A 17,025-nucleotide genomic window follows, 5' to 3' on the forward strand; every position below is an offset into this window, starting at 1 on the left:
GCGTGCTGCGTGCTGCGTGCTGCGTGCTGCGTGCTGCGTGCTGCGTGCTGCGTGCTGCGTGCTGCGTGCTGCGTGCTGCGTGCTGCGTGCTGCGTGCTGCGTGCTGCGTGCTGCGTGCTGCGTGCTGACCCCCTGCCCAAAGCGCACGGCTCTGGGCGGATGGACATTGCTTGGTGTGGCGCAGCTCACTTGCATAGCCGGCGGATTATATAGAGATGTAAGCACCTGTTAGGCAAGCTCGGCGCGAGCGAGCAAAAAGTGCTTTGGGATGGGCTGCAAGGCGCAAACACCAGCCGGCGCAATCAGGACCGGTGGCCCAGAGAGGCTTTGCAGGGCAGCACAGACAGCCCCGATCCGCTGGCTTGCCATTTTGAGCAGGTTCTTAGCTCCCTGGCACCTGGCCGCGCTCTTGCCTGGCCACCCTCTCTTGCCTCAGCCCTGCCGTTGACAAGAGCGCCCGATGTCAAGCGCCCGGCCCACGCAGCCGCTGGCCCACCCGCGACGAGCCGATAATCGCGCCCCATGAATCCGCGCCTTCAATCCCTGCACCCTTATCCGTTCGAGCGCCTGCGCCAGTTGTTTGCCAGCGTTGCGCCCAATGCGGCGCTGGCGCCCATCAGCCTGGGCATTGGCGAGCCGCGCCATGCCACGCCGCAGCTGGTGCTCGATGCCTATGCCCAGGCCCTGCACGCCCCGGGCCTGGCCAGCTACCCGGCCACGGCGGGCACGCCGGCGCTGCGCCAGGCCTGCGCGCAATGGCTGCAGCGCCGCTATGGCGTGAAGGCCGATGCCGAGCGAGAAATCCTGCCTGTCAACGGCTCGCGCGAGGCGCTGTTTGCGCTCACCCAGGCCGTCGTCGATCCGGGCGATGCGCAGGCCATCGTCGTCTGCCCCAACCCCTTCTACCAAATCTACGAGGGCGCGGCGCTGCTCGCTGGCGCGCAGCCGTATTACGCCAACAGCGATCCGGCGCGCAATTTCGCCGTGGATTGGGATGCCGTGCCCGAGGCCGTCTGGCAACGCACGCAGCTGGTGTTCACCTGCTCGCCGGGCAACCCCACCGGCGCGGTGATGCCGCTGGCCGAGTGGGACAAGCTCTTTGCGCTGAGCGAGCGGCACGGTTTCGTCATCGCCAGCGATGAGTGCTACAGCGAAATCTATTTTCAGGATGAAGCGCCGCTGGGCGCGCTGCAGGCGGCGCGCCAGCTCGGGCGCGACTGGCAGCGCCTGGTCATGCTCACCAGCCTGTCCAAGCGCAGCAATGTGCCGGGCATGCGCAGCGGTTTCGTGGCCGGCGATGCGGGCATCCTGCAGCAGTTCTTGCTCTACCGCACCTACCACGGCTGCGCCATGGCCCCGCCGGTGCAGGCCGCCAGCATCGCCGCCTGGGGCGATGAGGCGCACGTGGCGCACAACCGCCAGCTCTACCGCGAGAAGTTCGCCCAGGTCACGCCCGTGCTGCAGGCCGTGCTGGACGTGCGCCTGCCCGATGCGGGCTTTTACCTGTGGGCCGGCATCCCGCCTCAGCTGGGCCTGAGCGATACGCAGTTTGCCCGTGCGCTGTATGAACAGCAGGCCGTCACCGTGCTGCCCGGCAGCTATCTGGCGCGCGAGGCCGCGGGCATCAACCCCGGCGCAGGCCGCGTGCGCATGGCGCTGGTGGCCGAGACCGCCGAGTGCCTGGAGGCCGCCGGGCGCATCGCCGCCTTTGTGCGCAGCCTGCAGAACTGATCTGATGCCCTGCCTGATGCCCCTGTGTTGAACGGGCCCTGAAACCGCCCGTTGCCTTTACTGCCTTTACCATTGGCGGCTTTTGCTTTTGTTTTGTAGTGGCAGCGCCCGGCGGCATCCAGGTCGCCACGCGCGCCGCCGCAACAGTCCAGCCCGTTTTCCCTCCGTGCGCCTCAATTCCATCAAGCTCGCCGGCTTCAAGTCCTTTGCCGAGCCGACCAACTTCCTGCTGCCAGGCCAGATGGTGGGCGTGGTCGGCCCCAATGGCTGCGGCAAGTCCAACATCATGGATGCGGTGCGCTGGGTGCTGGGCGAATCCAAGGCCAGCGAGCTGCGCGGCGAGTCCATGCAGGACGTGATCTTCAGCGGCACGCACACACGCAAGCCTGCCAGCCGCTCCAGCGTGGAGCTGGTGTTCGACAACGCCGACCACCGCGCCGGCGGGCAGTGGAACCAGTTTGGCGAGATCGCCGTCAAGCGCGTGCTCACGCGCGAGGGCGCCAGCAGCTACTACATCAACAACCAGCAGGTGCGCCGCAAGGACGTGCAGGACGTGTTCCTGGGCACCGGCCTGGGCCCGCGCGCCTACGCCATCATCGGCCAGGGCACGATCAGCCGCATCATCGAATCCAAGCCCGAGGAGCTGCGTCTGTTCCTGGAGGAAGCGGCCGGAGTCTCCAAATACAAAGAGCGCCGCAAGGAGACCGAGGCGCGCCTGAAGGACACGCGCGAAAACCTCACCCGCATTGAAGACATCCTGCGCGAGCTGGGCAGCCAGCTGGGCAAGCTGCAGGCCCAGGCCGAGGTCGCCGCGCAGTACACCCAGCTGCAAGAGCGCGTCACCCAGGCGCAGCAGCAACTGTGGCTGCTGCGCCAGCAAAAGGCCCAGCAGGAACTGGCCCAGGCCCAGGCCGCCGGCCAGCAGGCCATGGATGAGCTGCAGCAGCACACCGGCGAGATCGAAGTCGCCGCCGCGCAACTGGAGCAGGCGCGCGAGCAGCACTACGCCGCTGGAGAGCAGGTCAACAGCGCCCAGGGCGCGCTCTACGAAGCCTCGGCCGAGGTCGGCAAGCTCGAAGCCGAAATCCGCTTTGTGCTCGAAGGCAAGCAGCGCGCCGAGCAGCGCATCGAGGCGCTGCAGCAGCAGATGGCGCAATGGCAGCACAGCTCCAGCCAATCCAGCGAGCACTTGAGCGCGCTCGAAGGCGACGACGCCAGCGCGCTGGAACGCAGCGAAATCCTTGCCGCCCAGCTCGACGAGCACAGCGCCCAGCTGCCCGAGCTGGAGCAGGCCTGGCGCCAGGCGCGCGAGCAGGCCGAGCAGGCCCGCCAGCAGGCCCAGCACGTGCAGCAGCAACTGCAAGTGCTGGCCGCCGAGCAGCGCGGCCTGGCCGAGCGCCAGCAGCAGCAGCAGGCCCGCATGGAGCGCATCGAGCAGGAGCGCCGTGGCCTGCAGCCCATCGACGAGCAGCAGCTGGCCCAGCAACAGCAGACGCTGGAGCTGGCGCGCGAGGAGGCCGAACTCGCCCAGGCCGCCTGGGCCGAGTTAGAGGCCAGCCTGCCCGAGCTGGACAACCAGCGCCGCCAGGCGCAAAACGCGCTGCAGGCCAGCGCCGGCAAGCTCGCCAGCCTGGAGGCGCGGCTGCAGGCGCTGCGCGCCCTGCAAGACAAGGTGCAGGCCGAAGGCAAGCTCGCCCCCTGGCTGGCCGAGCACGGCCTGGACCAGTTCGAGCCGCTGTGGCGCCAGCTGCACGTGGACAGCGGCTGGGAGCAGGCCGTCGAAGCCGCGCTGCGCGAGCGCATGGCCGCCCTGCCCGTCTCCGACCTGGAGCGCATCCGCGGCTTTGCCAGCGCCGAGCGCCGCCCGCCCGTCAAGCTGGTGTTCTACGCCAGCGGCCCTGACCACACACCCGCCGCGCCCGCCGCCACACCGGCCGCCGCCCCCAACCCGGCCATGACCCTGCCGCCGCTGAGCGAGAAAATCCGCTGCGACAACCCGCAGCTGCAGGCCGTGCTGGCCGACTGGCTACAGGGCTGCTACAGCGCCGCCCACCTGGACGACGCGCTGGCCGCTCGCAGCCTGCTGCGCCCGGGCGAGCAAATCCTGCTGGCCCAGGGCCACAGCATCACCGGCCACAGCCTGGGCTTTTACGCCGAAGACAGCGAGCAGGCCGGCCTGCTGGCGCGCGCCCAGGAGATCGAGGCCCTGCAGGCCGACTGCCAGGCGCAAGAGACCACCGTACAAGCGCAGCGCAGCGTCCAGGCCCAGGCCGAGAGCGCCTATCAACAGGCTGCCGCAGCGCTGCAGCAGCGCCGCAGCGCCGCCGACCAGGCGCAAAAACAGGCCCACCAGCTGCAAGTCGAAGTCATGCGGCTGAGCCAGCAGGCCGAGCAGCTGCGCGCCGCGCACGCCCGGCTGGAGGACGATTGGCAGGAGCTGCAGCAAGGCCAGGAGGAATTGCAGGCGCGCAGCATCGAGACCGAAGCGCGCTTTGAGGAACTCGACGCCCAACTGGCCGAGGCCCAGGCCCTGCAATTCACGCAGGATGAGGCCGTGGACGCGGCCGAACGCCAACTGGGCCAGGCGCGCGAGCAGCTGCGTCAACTCGAGCGCCAGCTGCAAGAGTCGCAGTTCGGCCAGCAAAGCATCCAGCACCGCCGCCAAGAACTGCAGCGCAGCCTGGCCACCGCCGATCAGCAGCTGCAGGCCCTGCAGCAGGAGCTCGAACAGGCGCAGATCGAACAGGCGCGCTTTGCCGAGACTGGCGCACTCGACGGCCTGGAGCAGGCCCAGGCCGTCAAGCTCGACTGCGAGCAGCGCCTGCAGCAAGCGCGCCAGCACTACGACGAAATGGGCCGCCAGCTGCGCGCCGCCGACGAGGCCCGCATGCACAAAGAGCGCGCGCTGGAGCCGCTGCGCCAACGCATCACCGAGCTGCGCCTGAAAGAACAGGCCGCACAACTGGCCTGGCAGCAATTCGAAGAGCTGCTGACCGAGGCCGAGAGCGACAAACAGGCCGTGGCCCACAGCATCGCCCAGGGCAAGGTGCGTCTGGAAGGTCTGCAGGGCGAGATCGAGCGCATGCAGCGCCAAATGGAGGCCTTGGGCCCCGTCAACCTGGCCGCCCTGCAGGAGCTGGGCCAGGCCAATGAGCGCAAAACCTACCTGGATGCGCAAGCCAGCGACTTGCAAGAGGCCATGGCCACGCTGGAAGAAGCGATTCGCACCATCGACGCCGAAACCCGCGAGCTGCTGCAAAGCACCTTCGACACCGTCAACCAACACTTTGGCGCCATGTTCCCCGAGCTGTTCGGCGGCGGCCAGGCCAAACTCATCATGACGGGCGAGGAAATCCTCGACTCAGGCGTGCAGGTCATGGCCCAGCCGCCGGGCAAGCGCAACCAGACCATCCACCTGCTCTCGGGCGGCGAAAAGGCCTTGACGGCCATTGCCCTGGTGTTTGCCATCTTCCAGCTCAACCCCGCGCCCTTCTGCCTGCTCGACGAGGTGGACGCGCCGCTGGACGACGCCAACACCGAGCGCTATGCGCGCCTGGTCAAGCGCATGAGCGCGCACACCCAGTTCCTCTACATCAGCCACAACAAGATCGCCATGGAAATGGCCGAGCAGCTCATCGGCGTGACCATGCAAGAGCGCGGCGTCTCGCGCATCGTGGCCGTGGACATGCAAGAGGCGCTGAGCATGGCCGATGCCTGAGAGCCTGTTCAAAATCTCGGCGCGAGTGGGCAAGAAGCGGTTTGGGGTGGGCTGCAAGGCGCAAAACGCAGCCATAGCTGGGGCTATGGCGAGGCTTTGCGGGCGCAGCAGAGCGCCAAAATCCGCTCTCTTGACCGCCGTGCAAAGATTTTGAACAGGCTCTGAGGGCCTTGCCTGAGAGATGGCCGGTTCACGCTCTGCGCAAGACGGGAAAGATGGCCGAGCGCCTGCACACGGACAGGCGCTGATCGAGGGATCAGAAGGCGCAGGCCACCGCCCCGAGCAGGGCTTGGCGCAGCAGACTCAGGCCGCGCGCTCGACGCGCAGACCGCTTTCGGCGTCGAAGAAATGCAGGCGCCCGGCGCGGGGCTGCACGTACAACGTCTGGCCCGGCTCGGGCACGAAATGGCCTTCCTCGATGCGCACGATCAGGCTTTCGTCCTGCAAGCGGGCGTAAATCAGGCGCTCGGCGCCCAGCAACTCCACCGATTCGACCACCACGGGCCAGCCCTGGCCAGGCTCGACCAGATCCAGATGTTCGGGGCGGATGCCGGTCATCAAGCCATCCGGGCTGCCGGGGGCGTGCTTGAGCAGGTTCATCGGCGGCGAGCCGATGAAGCTGGCCACGAAGGTCGTCGCTGGCGTGTGGTAGACCTCCTCAGGCGTGCCAAATTGCTCCATGTGCCCGCCGCTGAGCACGATCATGCGCTGCGCCAGCGTCATGGCCTCGACCTGATCGTGCGTGACGAACAGCGAGGTGATGCCCAGCTCGCGGTGCAGCTTCTGAATTTCCAGCCGGGTCTGCGCGCGCAGCTTGGCGTCCAGGTTGGACAGCGGCTCATCGAAGAGGAATACCTGCGGCTGGCGCACGATGGCGCGGCCCATGGCCACGCGCTGGCGCTGCCCGCCCGAGAGCTCGCGCGGCTTGCGTTCGAGCAAATGCCCCAGCTCCAGGATTTGCGCGGCCTTGTCCACGCGGCGCTTGATTTCATCGGCCGGGGTCTTGGCGATTTTCAGGCCGTAGGCCATGTTCTCGAACACGCTCATGTGCGGGTAGAGCGCGTAGTTCTGGAACACCATGGCAATGTCGCGCCGCGCCGGCTCCAGGTCATTGACGACCTGCCCGCCAATGAGGATCTCGCCGCCGGAGATTTCCTCCAGCCCGGCCACCATGCGCAGCAACGTGGATTTGCCGCAGCCAGAGGGGCCAACGATCACGATGAACTCGCCATCGGCAATCTCTGCGTTGATGCCATGGATGACCTGATTGACCTTGGCACCACGGCCGTAGCGTTTGATGACGTTGCGCAGGGAAATGGATGCCATGGGAGAAGGGGCAAAAAAGAGAAAAAACGGAACACGAGCGGGCGCAGCGCAAAAAAATACCCGCACAAGGGCTTGTGCGGGCTCTCTGGCCCGGGCGGGGCCGTACTATACCCAAACTCACCCCCTGCTTTGCCCTGCCCGCCCCACAGAACATCACATGCACACCGACAGCACCCCTCCGACTATTGCCTTTCTGGGTACCGGCCTGATGGGCCAGCCCATGGCGCAGCGCCTGCTGGATGCGGGTTATGCGCTGCACGTCTGGAACCGCACCGCCAGCAAGACCGAGGCCCTGTGCCAGGCTGGCGCACACGGCCACGCCAGCGCCGCGCAGGCCGTGGCGGCGGCCGACATCACCATCGCCATGCTCGAGAGCGGCGCCATCAGCCGCGAGGTGCTGCAGGCGCACGGCGTGGCGCAGGCGCTGCGACCTGGCAGCCTGTTCATCGACATGGGCTCGATGCAACCGCGCGAGGCGCGCGAGCACGCCGCGCTGCTGCAGGCGCGTGGCGTGCTCGCGCTGGATGCGCCTGTCTCGGGCGGCACCGTGGGCGCCCAGGCCGGCACGCTGGCCATCATGGTCGGCGGGCCGGCCGAGGTCTTCGAGCGCGCCCAGGTGCAGGCCCTGCTGGCCGTGCTGGGCCGCGCCACCCGCGTGGGCGAGGCTGGCAGCGGCCAGCTGGCCAAGCTGGTCAACCAGATGATCGTGGGCATCACCATCGGCGCCGTGGCCGAGGGCCTGCTGCTGGCCGAAAAAGGCGGCGCCGACCCGGCCAAAGTGCGCGAGGCCATGGCTGGCGGCTTTGCGCAAAGCCGCATCCTGGAGCTGCACGGCCAGCGCATGGTGGCGCACGATTTTGCGCCGCGCGGGCGCATGAGCGTGCAACTCAAAGACTTGCGCAATGTGCTGGCCAGCAGCGCCGAGCTGGGCTTTGAAGCTCCCATCACCGCGCTGCTGGCGCAGCTCTACCAACAGGCGCTCGATGGCGGGCTGGGCCCGCTGGACCACAGCGCGCTGTTTTTGCAGTTGGCGCAATGCAACCACATGCACACCGGCCTGGCCCAGGCCCAGCTGGCCTCGGCGCAGGCCCAGTCGGACGATGGCCTGGCACCGGCCGCAGCGCCTGCGCCATGACGCCCCCTGCCCGCCTGCCAGCCCCCCGCCACGCCTGGGGCAACGCCCTGCGCCATTGGCCTGCGCGGCTGCTCGCCCTTCCTCTGCGGCTGCGGTGCCTGCTTTGCCTGGCCTGGCTGCTGCTGCCCATCGGCCCGGCCCAGGCTGCCGGCGCACTGGCCACGCCGGCGCAGTGCATCGTCACCCGCGTCTCCGATGGTGATTCGCTGCAGGCGCGCTGCCAGCACGGCGCGCGCGTGCAGCGGCTCAAGCTGCGCCTGCGCGCCATCGACGCGCCCGAGCTGCGCCAGCCCTACGGCCAAGCCGCCAGGCAGGCGCTGCTGGGGCTTTGCCTGCACCAGCGCGTGCAACTGCCCGCGCGCGCGCAACGCGACCGCTATGGCCGCACCCTGGTCGATCTACACTGCGGCGGCGTGCCCGTGGCCGAGCGCCTGGTCGCGCAAGGCCTGGCCTGGGTGCACCGTGCCACGGCGCGCGACTACCCGCGCCTGCTGCGCCTGCAGCAACAGGCGCAGCGCAGCGGCAAGGGCCTGTGGACGCAGCGCGAGCCCACGCCCCCCTGGGCCTGGCGGCACGCGCACCCTCAACCGCCACGGCGGTCGCAATGATTTTTCTAAAAGGAGAGCTTGCAATGACAACGACACAAAAAGTGGCCCTGATCACCGCCGGCGGCAGCGGTATGGGCGCGGCCGCCGCGCGGCGTCTGGCCGCCGATGGCTTTGCCGTGGGCATCCTCTCCTCCTCCGGCAAGGGCGAGGCGCTGGCGCGCGAACTCAGCGGCGTGGGCGTGACCGGCTCCAACCAATCGCTAGAAGATCTGCAGCGCCTGGTGACCCTGGCCGAGCAGCGCTGGGGTCGCGTGGACGTGCTGGTCAACAGCGCTGGCCACGGCCCGCGCGCGCCGGTGCTCGAGCTCAGCGACGAGGACTGGCACCGTGGCATGGACACCTATTTGCTCAACGTCGTGCGCCCGACGCGCCTGGTCGTGCCGCTGATGCAGCGCCAGGGTGGCGGCGCCATCATCAACATCTCCACCGCCTGGGTCTTCGAGCCCAGCGCGCTGTTCCCCACCTCAGCCGTGTTCCGCGCCGGGCTGGCCAGCTTCACCAAGCTGTTTGCAGACCAGTTCGCCGCCGACAACATCCGCATGAACAACATCCTGCCCGGCTGGATCGACAGCCTGCCAGCCACCGAGGAGCGCCGCCAGAGCGTGCCGCTGCAGCGCTACGGCAAGAGCGAGGAAATCGCTGCCACGGTGGCCTTTCTCGCCTCGGATGGCGCGGCCTACATCACCGGCCAGAACCTGCGCGTGGACGGCGGCCTGAGCCGCTCCGTCTAAAAAAACCGTTCCAAGTCTTCGCACCCCCTCCCCTTCATGCCCGCCTACTCCTTCGAAGCCATCGACGAACTGGGCCAGCCGCGCAAAGGCACGCTGGAGGCCGACTCCGCGCGCAGCGCGCGCTCGCAACTGCGCACGCAGGGCCTGGTGCCGCTGCGCGTCGATGCCGTGGCTGCCAGCGCCCCGGCGCAGGCCGCCGCAGGCGGCGGCTGGCTGCGGCGGCGCGTCTTCAACGCCACGGCGCTGGCCATCTGGACGCGCCAGCTCGCCGGCCTGGTCTCCTCCGGTCTGACGCTGGAGCGCGCCCTGGCCATGCTGGCCGAGGAAGCCGAAGACCTGCGCCAGCAGCACCTGGTGGCTAGCCTGCGCGCCGAGGTCAATGCCGGCAGCAGCTTCGCCCGCGCCCTGGCCGCCTGGCCGCAGGAATTCTCCGAGGTCTATGTGGCCGTGGTCGGCGCCGGCGAGCAAAGCGGCGAGCTGGCGCTGGTGCTCGAGCGCCTGGCCGACGAGCTGGAAAACCGCCAGGCCCTGCAAGCCCAGATCACCGGCGCGGCGCTGTATCCGGCCATCGTCACCGTGGTGGGCATCGTCATAGTCATCTTCCTGCTCAGCTACGTCGTGCCACAAGTTGCCAGCGTCTTTGCCGGCGGCCGGCGCAGCCTGCCGCTGCTGACGGAAATCCTCATGGGCATCAGCGCCTTCTTGCGCGCCTACGGCCTGTGGCTGCTGGCTGCGCTGGCGCTGGCGACCTGGCTGTTCGGACGTTGGCTGCGCATCCCCTCACAGCGCGAGAAATTCGACGCCGCCTGGCTGAAGCTGCCCATACTGGGCCTACTGGCCGCGCAATTCAATGCAGCGCGCTTTGCCTCCACACTGGCCATGCTCAGCGGCGCCGGCGTGCCCATCCTCAAGGCCCTGCAAGCGGCCGCGCAAACCGTGGGCAACCGCAGCATGCGCCGCGACGCGCTGGAGGCCCTGGCCCTGGTGCGCGAAGGCGCGCCGCTGGCGGCCGCGCTGGCACAGAAAAAACGCTACCCGGCGCTGCTGTCCATGTTCGCGCGCCTGGGCGAGCAAACCGGCCAGCTGCCGCTGATGCTCGAACGCGCCGCCCGCCAGCTACAAAGCCAAGTGCAGCGCCGCGCCGTGCGCCTGGCCACCATGCTCGAGCCGCTGCTCATCGTGGCCATGGGCCTGGCCGTGATGGTCATCGTGCTGGCCGTTTTGTTGCCCATCATCCAGATGAACACCTGGGTGCGCTAAAGCGCCGCCATGCCCTGTCCCCCCCCATTCATCCCTATCGCGCCGCCCGGCCTGCACACGCTGCAGCTGGACGATGGGCGCACGCTGGCGCTGCTGCGCCCCGATTGGCCGGCCCCGCCCTGGGTTCGGGCACTGTTCACCACCCGCCAGGGCGGTTGCAGCCCCGCGCCCTGGGATGGCTGGAACCTGGGCGACCACGTGGGCGATGCGCCTGCGCGGGTGGCCGCCAACCGCGCGCTGCTGCAGCGCGCCATGACGGCGCTGGACGCGCGCGCGCCGCAGCCGGTGTTCGTACAACAGGTGCATGGCTGCGATGTCTTGCCGCTCGATGCCCTGTTGCGCGATGGCCTGCCGCCTGCCGGGGCTGGCTGCAACGGGCCGGACTGTGATGCGGCAGTTGGCCAGCGGCCCGCGCCGTTGGTGGCCGATGCCGCGCTGACCAGCCAACCTGGCCTGGCCTGCACCATGTTGGTGGCCGATTGCCTGCCTGTACTGCTGGCCCATCGGCAAGCCCGCGTCGTGGCGGCCATCCACGCCGGCTGGCGTGGCCTGGCTGGCCAGAATGGCCAGGGCGTGCTGGAGCACAGCCTGGCGCGGTTTGTCCAGGCTGTGCAGCGGCGCTGCGGCCTGCCAGCGGCGCAGGCCGCGCGCGACACGCTGGCCTGGCTGGGGCCATGCATAGGCCCTGCAGCCTTTGAGGTCGGCGCCGAGGTGCGCCAGGCCTTTTTGGCCGGCCTGCCCACCAGCGCCCAGGCCGCTGTGGTCCGCTGTTTTGCGGCCCCCTCGCCCGCCCTGCCGCCCGCCCCTTCTGCGGTGCAGGCCAGCCCCGCCCCCGGCACTGCCGATCAGATGCGCTGGCACGCCAACCTGCCGGCGCTGGCGCGGCTGCGCCTGCAGGCGCTGGGCGTGGAGGCGATTTACGGCAACGATGGCAGCGCGCCCTGGTGCACGCTGGGCAATGCGCAGTGGTTCTTCTCCCATCGACGAGATGCGCGCCGCCTGGGCAGCAGCGGCCGCATGGCCGCCTGCATCTGGATCGACGAGGCCCAGGCCCCCCTGCCGCAGTGATCTGTGGGGCGGCACATGGGGCGCTTGGCCGATAATCGCCCTCTTTTTTCCGTCGCCCCCCTGCCCTGCCATGCTGCAATTTCAGCTTCTCGCCACCGATGCCTCCAGCCACGCCCGCCGTGGCGCGCTCACGCTCAACCACGGCGTGGTGCAAACGCCCATCTTCATGCCCGTGGGCACTTACGGCACCGTCAAGGGCGTGATGCCGCGCAGCCTGCATGAAATGGGCGCGCAAATCATCCTGGGCAACACCTTTCACCTGTGGATGCGCCCCGGGCTGGATGTGATGCGCTCCTTTGGCGGGTTGCACGCTTTTGAGCAGTGGCACAAGCCCATCCTGACCGACAGCGGCGGCTTTCAGGTCTGGAGCCTGGGCGAGATGCGCAAGATCACCGAGGAAGGCGTGCACTTTGCCAGCCCCGTCAATGGCGACAAGCTGTTCATGTCGCCCGAGATCAGCATGCAAATCCAGACGGCGCTGAACTCGGACATCGTCATGCAGCTCGACGAATGCACGCCCTACGAAACCAAGGGCCACATTACCACCGAGGCCGAGGCGCGCAAATCCATGGAGATGAGCCTGCGCTGGGCGCGCCGCAGCCAGGAAGAATTCGCCCGCCTGAACAACCCCAATGCGCTGTTTGGCATCGTGCAAGGCGGCATGTTCGAGCACCTGCGCCAGGAATCGCTGGAGCAACTGGTGGCGATGGACTTTCCCGGCTACGCCGTGGGCGGCGTCAGCGTGGGCGAGCCCAAGGAGGAGATGCGCCGCATCATGGCCCATACGCCGCACCGCCTGCCCGCACACAAGCCGCGCTATCTGATGGGCGTGGGCACGCCCGAGGATTTGGTCGAGGGCGTGGCCTGCGGCGTGGACATGTTCGACTGCGTCATGCCCACGCGCAACGCGCGCAACGGCACCATCTTCACCCGCTATGGCGATTTGAAGATCCGCAACGCGCGCCACAAGGCCGACCACCAACCGCTGGACCCTTCCTGCACCTGCCACGCCTGCGCAGGCAGCAGCGGCGTGAGCTGGGAAAACGGCGGGCGCGAAGGCTTCTCGCGCGCCTACCTGCACCACCTGGACCGCTGCGGCGAAATGCTCGGCCCCATGCTCACCACCATCCACAACCTGCACTACTACTTGAACCTGATGCGCGAAGTGCGCGAGGCGCTGGAGCAGGGCCGCTTTGCCGCCTTCCGCCAGCAATTTGCTGCCGATCGCGCGCGGGGGGTGTAAGCATCGCCATGCTGCTCTCGGGTCTGTGCTGCGCGCTTTACCTCACGGCGCTGCTGCTGTTTGCCGCCCTGCACCGACTGGATCGGTCTGTGCATTGGCTGCATGACCCGGTCAGCCAGTACATCAGAGGCCCATACGCCACGCTGTTTCGCTGGTACGGCCACATTGGCACGGCCGCGGCGCTGCTGCTGACCATCGAGCTGTTTCACGCCAGCGCGCCCATTTTTGCGCCCAAGGTTGTGATCAGCATGGCTTTGCTGGTCGTGCTGCGCGTCGGCGTGGTGCTGATTCCCACCGATCCCAAACACGCGCCTGCCACGGCCAAGGGGCGATTGCATCTGGCCCTGGCCATCGCCACATTCGCGGCGACCTACACGGCCATTGCCAGCGCCACGCCAGCGTTTGCGCTGGATGCTGCAACGCCTCTCGTCCTGAGCCTGATTGCCATGCGCTACCTGGCGCTGGCCTCGCTCAGCGCCGTGGTTCTCACTATGCTGCCCGGCCTGAAAGCGTTTTTCGGCCTGGCCGAGCGGGCCTTTCTTGCCAGCACACAGCTCTGGTTTCTTGGGTGCAGCCTGTGGTTTACCGTAACACGCATGGGCTGAGTGGCACAGCACGCAAAAAAACTGGCTGGCAATCAAAATGCCGTCTGAATGAAAAACCCCGCAACAAGCTGCGGGGTTTTTCATTCAGACGGCTTCAAATCAGAAATCAGCCCAATCAGTACCGAGTGATCACGGCCATGCCGAAATCCGGGTTGACGCTGGCCATGCTCTCGTTATTCACGAAGCGGACACGGCCGTTATTGGCAAGCACTTTCTCGATGATTTCATCGACGATGTCCTCATAGGCGTTGTTGTCCTTGGAGGGGGCAGCCAATTGCGCCGACTCCAACAGCTTGAGCTGGCGGCCATCCTCGCTGACTTCTGCGGGGATGCTCAAATCTTCCTCCACGACCAACACCTCAACACGGCCATCGATCGCTGCCTGCCAGACTTCATTCAGGCCGCCGACGAACAGATGGTTGCTCTTGGCGCTTTCCAGCTCGGTGAAGATTTTCTGGCGCTCTTCATCCAGGGCTTCCTTGATTTGCGGCCAGATTTTCTTGGCCAGCTGATGCGCATCCTCATCGTGGTGGCCGCTGTGGATGTAGAGCATGACGTCATCGCTGTTGCGCGCGCCGTCACGGAAATGGCCGATATTGCGATCCACACCCACGACCACAACCGGAGCAGGCGTGTCTTTCTGGGCTGCTGCAATGGCTTCCCCGACCTCGCGCATGCTGTCGGTCACGATTTGATCGCGCACATGGCTGATGTCCTGGCTGGGGTTGGCGTTTGCCACGCTGCCCTTCAAGCTGAACGGGAAGCCATAATCATTGATCTCGTTGAGATAATCCTTGCGGCCAATAAAAAGGCGTGTGCCGTTCTCGCTCAAAACCACCAGCAGATAAAGCGGGCTGCGATTCATGGCATACACCAGATCGCGGGTCAGGAAGTTATCCTCAATGCTCACCCGCTCAGGCAGACGGAAAGGCAGCTTGAATGACTGACTGTATTCAGCACTAGCAAAAATCACCAGTCCATCCAGATTGTGCTCATGATCGACCTCGTCTGCCATGCGCCGAATAGCGTCTGCAATGTCCATGGTTTCGCGCTTGCCAAATTGAGACTCCAATTGTTCGATGGCTTCGCTCACCAAGTTTTTCAAACGAATGGGATCCTTGTCGTTATCGGGCGAGGTGCGATAAGTAGGCAGCGTGATAGTCACGCTGGGGTCGGATCTCTTGGACTGGATCTCTTTGATAGTATTCAGGTTCACAAAATTCCTTTCGGGATCAATAATGAAAGCAAATGCTCAAATGGATTACAAAGGACATCCACCTAAAAAAATGGTGAGAAATAAAAAATGAAATCCACTTATGCTTTGCAGCATAGCAGAAAAAATAAAATTCGTCAAGAAAGCCCTTTAAAGGCTAACCAATGCATTCATTGGTATATGAGAAATCAATGCCCCATACCCCAATATCTGCAAATCAAATTTTCGGCAGGGAGAGGGGGATTTCCTCAAAATCCTTTTTCGACCCACACGAATCGCAGCCCATTGAGTTTTTGCTTATTTTTTACACAGCCTTTGTAGAACCCGCCATGCCACGCCATTGCTTCCTCACACGCTCCCCTCTGCGTGGCCTTGCGGCAAAAGCCTCTGGCTTTGGCATCCCAGGCATGTGGCCGAGACGGCGTGCGGTGAGGCTTTGCAGCGCCGCAACACACAATCGCAACACGCTCTAACCCTTTTGGGTTCCGCCCAACGTATAAAGGGATGTAGCCTGACTGCGTGCGCCACTCTTGTGCAGCCCTGTTTGGCTGCAGGATTTGTTATCCCCCCTTCTTGATGGAAAGGAGCCTCCCATGTCCCGTTTTCGCACCCATGCCCATTGCCACGCAAAGCCACGGCCCCAAGCCCGTGGTGGTTTGCAGCTCTTGCGCCCGCGCCATGGGCTGCCAGGGCTGGGGCTGTTAGCGCTGGCCAGCCTGCTGGCGGCCTGTTCCGGCAGCCCCGGTGGACATTCGGCATCCAGCCCGCAGCGCGAGTCGGCGCCGCAGTCGCCCGCCCCATTGGCCGCCCCGGCCCCTGAGTACGCATCGGCCATGGATGCCGCCACGACCACCAGGTCCATGGCCCAGCAATCGGTCACGCTCTACGCCACTGGCATGCAGCCCATGCCCGATGTCGTGCGGCCCAGGCAGGATCGAGAGCGCTATGACGAGGTCAAGGACAATCCGGTCAAGCGGACGGCGCAGGAAAGCGTCTCCACCCTCAGCCTGGATGTGGACACCGGCGCTTACGCCAACATGCGCCGCTTCATCCAAGCTGGCCGCCTGCCGCCCAAGGACGCCGTGCGCGTGGAGGAGCTGATCAATTACTTCCCCTTCGATTACCCACCGGCCAGCGGCGCGCACCCGTTTTCCGTCACCACCGAGCTGGCGGCCGCGCCCTGGAACCCTCAGCACCAATTGCTCAAGATCGGCGTGAAGGCTGTGGAGGCACAGGCCAGCGCCATGCCGCCGGCCAATCTGGTGTTTCTGGTCGATGTCTCGGGCTCGATGAACTCTGCCGACAAGCTGCCGCTGGTGCAGGCCAGCCTGCGCCTGCTGGTCGAGCGGCTGCGCCCGCAAGACAAGGTCTCGCTGGTGGTCTATGCCGGGCGCACGGCGGTGGAGCTCGAGCCCACCAGCGGCAAAGACAAGCAAAAGATTCTTGCCGCCATCGAGCGGCTGCAGGCCGGCGGCTCCACCGCGGGCGAGGCCGCGCTGCGCCTGGCCTACCAGCAGGCGCGCGCCGGCTTCATCCAGGGCGGCATCAACCGCATCCTGCTGGCCACCGATGGCGACTTCAACGTCGGCATCAGCGACGTGCGCCAGATCCGCGACATGGTCGAGCGCGAGCGCAAATCCGGCGTCTCGCTGACCACGCTGGGCTTTGGCACGGGCAACTACAACGAGGCCCTGATGCAGCAAATCGCCCAGGTGGGCAATGGCAATTACAGCTACATCGACAGCCTGCAGGAGGCGCGCAAGGTGCTCGATGAGGAGCTCTCGGCCACCTTCAACACCGTGGCCGCCGACGTCAAGCTGCAGTTGGAGTTCAACCCCGCCACCGTGGCCGAATGGCGCCTGATCGGCTATGAAAACCGCGTGCTGGCAGAAGCAGACTTCCGCAACGACGCGGTCGATGCGGTCGAGATCGGCGCGGGCAAGAGCGTCACCGCGCTCTACGAGATCACGCCCGTGGGCCTGCCCACGCTGCACGTGCCGCGCCGCTACGGCCAGCAAAATGCAGCCCAGCCGCCAGCAGGCGATGCGGCCAAGCGCAACGAGCTGGGCGAGCTGCGCATCCGCTACAAGAAGCCGGGCCAGGCCAGCGCCACTGAGCTGAGCCAGCCCATTGCTGCGGCTGCCAGCGGCCAGCCCAGCGCCGAATGGCAGTTTGCCGCCGCCGTGGCCGGCTATGGCCAGCTGCTGCGCGGCAGCCCCTTCCTGGGCCAGTGGGGCTATGGCGACGCCAAGCGCCTGGCCCAGCAAGGCCTGGGCAGGGATCCGCAAGGCTACCGCCGCAGCTTCATCGAGCTGATCGACCTGGCCGCCAGCCTCTCGCCCAAGCCTTGAGGCTGTACTCGCAGCGGCCTCAGGCCGGCGCATACG

At 66.6% G+C, this 17,025-nt stretch carries 12 protein-coding genes; 10 read left to right on the forward strand and 2 right to left on the reverse strand.

Translation table 11 applies throughout. The features are described 5' to 3' along the window. Positions 1 to 522 precede the first annotated feature (522 nt). Positions 523 to 1,731, forward strand: coding sequence for a succinyldiaminopimelate transaminase (gene dapC, locus CK620_RS11065; RefSeq protein WP_095550355.1), 1,209 nt, complete (start codon positions 523 to 525; stop codon positions 1,729 to 1,731). Positions 1,732 to 1,897: 166 nt separating this feature from the next. Continuing rightward, positions 1,898 to 5,449 carry a chromosome segregation protein SMC gene (smc, locus tag CK620_RS11070; protein WP_095550356.1) on the forward strand — a complete coding sequence of 1,184 codons (3,552 nt, stop codon included), beginning with the start codon at positions 1,898 to 1,900 and terminating at the stop codon, positions 5,447 to 5,449. A gap of 303 nt (positions 5,450 to 5,752) precedes the next feature. Here smc and CK620_RS11075 read toward each other — a convergent pair whose 3' ends face one another. Beyond that, positions 5,753 to 6,775, reverse strand: coding sequence for a sn-glycerol-3-phosphate import ATP-binding protein UgpC (locus CK620_RS11075; protein ID WP_095541950.1), 1,023 nt, complete (start codon positions 6,773 to 6,775; stop codon positions 5,753 to 5,755). Between the two features lie 157 nt (positions 6,776 to 6,932). Here CK620_RS11075 and CK620_RS11080 point away from each other — a divergent pair, with 157 nt between their 5' ends. The 7 genes from CK620_RS11080 to CK620_RS11110 all read left to right on the forward strand — a co-directional run bounded on the left by CK620_RS11080 (position 6,933) and on the right by CK620_RS11110 (position 13,425). Then, complete coding sequence (locus tag CK620_RS11080) at positions 6,933 to 7,910, forward strand: NAD(P)-dependent oxidoreductase (protein WP_095550357.1); 978 nt, start codon at positions 6,933 to 6,935, stop codon at positions 7,908 to 7,910. Continuing rightward, complete coding sequence (locus CK620_RS11085) at positions 7,907 to 8,518, forward strand: thermonuclease family protein (protein WP_143326075.1); 612 nt, start codon at positions 7,907 to 7,909, stop codon at positions 8,516 to 8,518. The genes CK620_RS11080 and CK620_RS11085 overlap by 4 nt, the downstream gene beginning before the upstream one ends. A gap of 23 nt (positions 8,519 to 8,541) precedes the next feature. Continuing rightward, complete coding sequence (locus tag CK620_RS11090; RefSeq protein ID WP_095550359.1) at positions 8,542 to 9,249, forward strand: SDR family oxidoreductase; 708 nt, start codon at positions 8,542 to 8,544, stop codon at positions 9,247 to 9,249. Positions 9,250 to 9,285: 36 nt separating this feature from the next. Continuing rightward, a complete protein-coding gene (gene gspF / locus CK620_RS11095) occupies positions 9,286 to 10,509 on the forward strand; it encodes a type II secretion system inner membrane protein GspF (protein WP_095550360.1) in 1,224 nt (407 codons plus the stop codon). Positions 10,510 to 10,518: 9 nt separating this feature from the next. Further along, positions 10,519 to 11,577, forward strand: coding sequence for a purine nucleoside phosphorylase YfiH/LACC1 family protein (locus tag CK620_RS11100; RefSeq protein ID WP_095550361.1), 1,059 nt, complete (start codon positions 10,519 to 10,521; stop codon positions 11,575 to 11,577). A gap of 70 nt (positions 11,578 to 11,647) precedes the next feature. Next, a complete protein-coding gene (tgt, locus tag CK620_RS11105) occupies positions 11,648 to 12,820 on the forward strand; it encodes a tRNA guanosine(34) transglycosylase Tgt (protein WP_095541944.1) in 1,173 nt (390 codons plus the stop codon). Between the two features lie 8 nt (positions 12,821 to 12,828). Next, on the forward strand, positions 12,829 to 13,425 hold the full coding sequence (locus tag CK620_RS11110) for a DUF998 domain-containing protein (protein WP_095550362.1): 597 nt from the start codon (positions 12,829 to 12,831) through the stop codon (positions 13,423 to 13,425). A gap of 115 nt (positions 13,426 to 13,540) precedes the next feature. Here CK620_RS11110 and CK620_RS11115 read toward each other — a convergent pair whose 3' ends face one another. Then, on the reverse strand, positions 13,541 to 14,641 hold the full coding sequence (locus tag CK620_RS11115) for an AOC03_06830 family ribosome hibernation factor (protein WP_095550363.1): 1,101 nt from the start codon (positions 14,639 to 14,641) through the stop codon (positions 13,541 to 13,543). Between the two features lie 590 nt (positions 14,642 to 15,231). Here CK620_RS11115 and CK620_RS11120 point away from each other — a divergent pair. Continuing rightward, positions 15,232 to 16,989 carry a vWA domain-containing protein gene (locus CK620_RS11120; RefSeq protein WP_095550364.1) on the forward strand — a complete coding sequence of 586 codons (1,758 nt, stop codon included), beginning with the start codon at positions 15,232 to 15,234 and terminating at the stop codon, positions 16,987 to 16,989. Positions 16,990 to 17,025 lie beyond the last annotated feature (36 nt).

It is taken from the genome of Vandammella animalimorsus (assembly GCF_002285285.1).
GTDB lineage: Bacteria > Pseudomonadota > Gammaproteobacteria > Burkholderiales > Burkholderiaceae_C > Lampropedia > Lampropedia animalimorsus.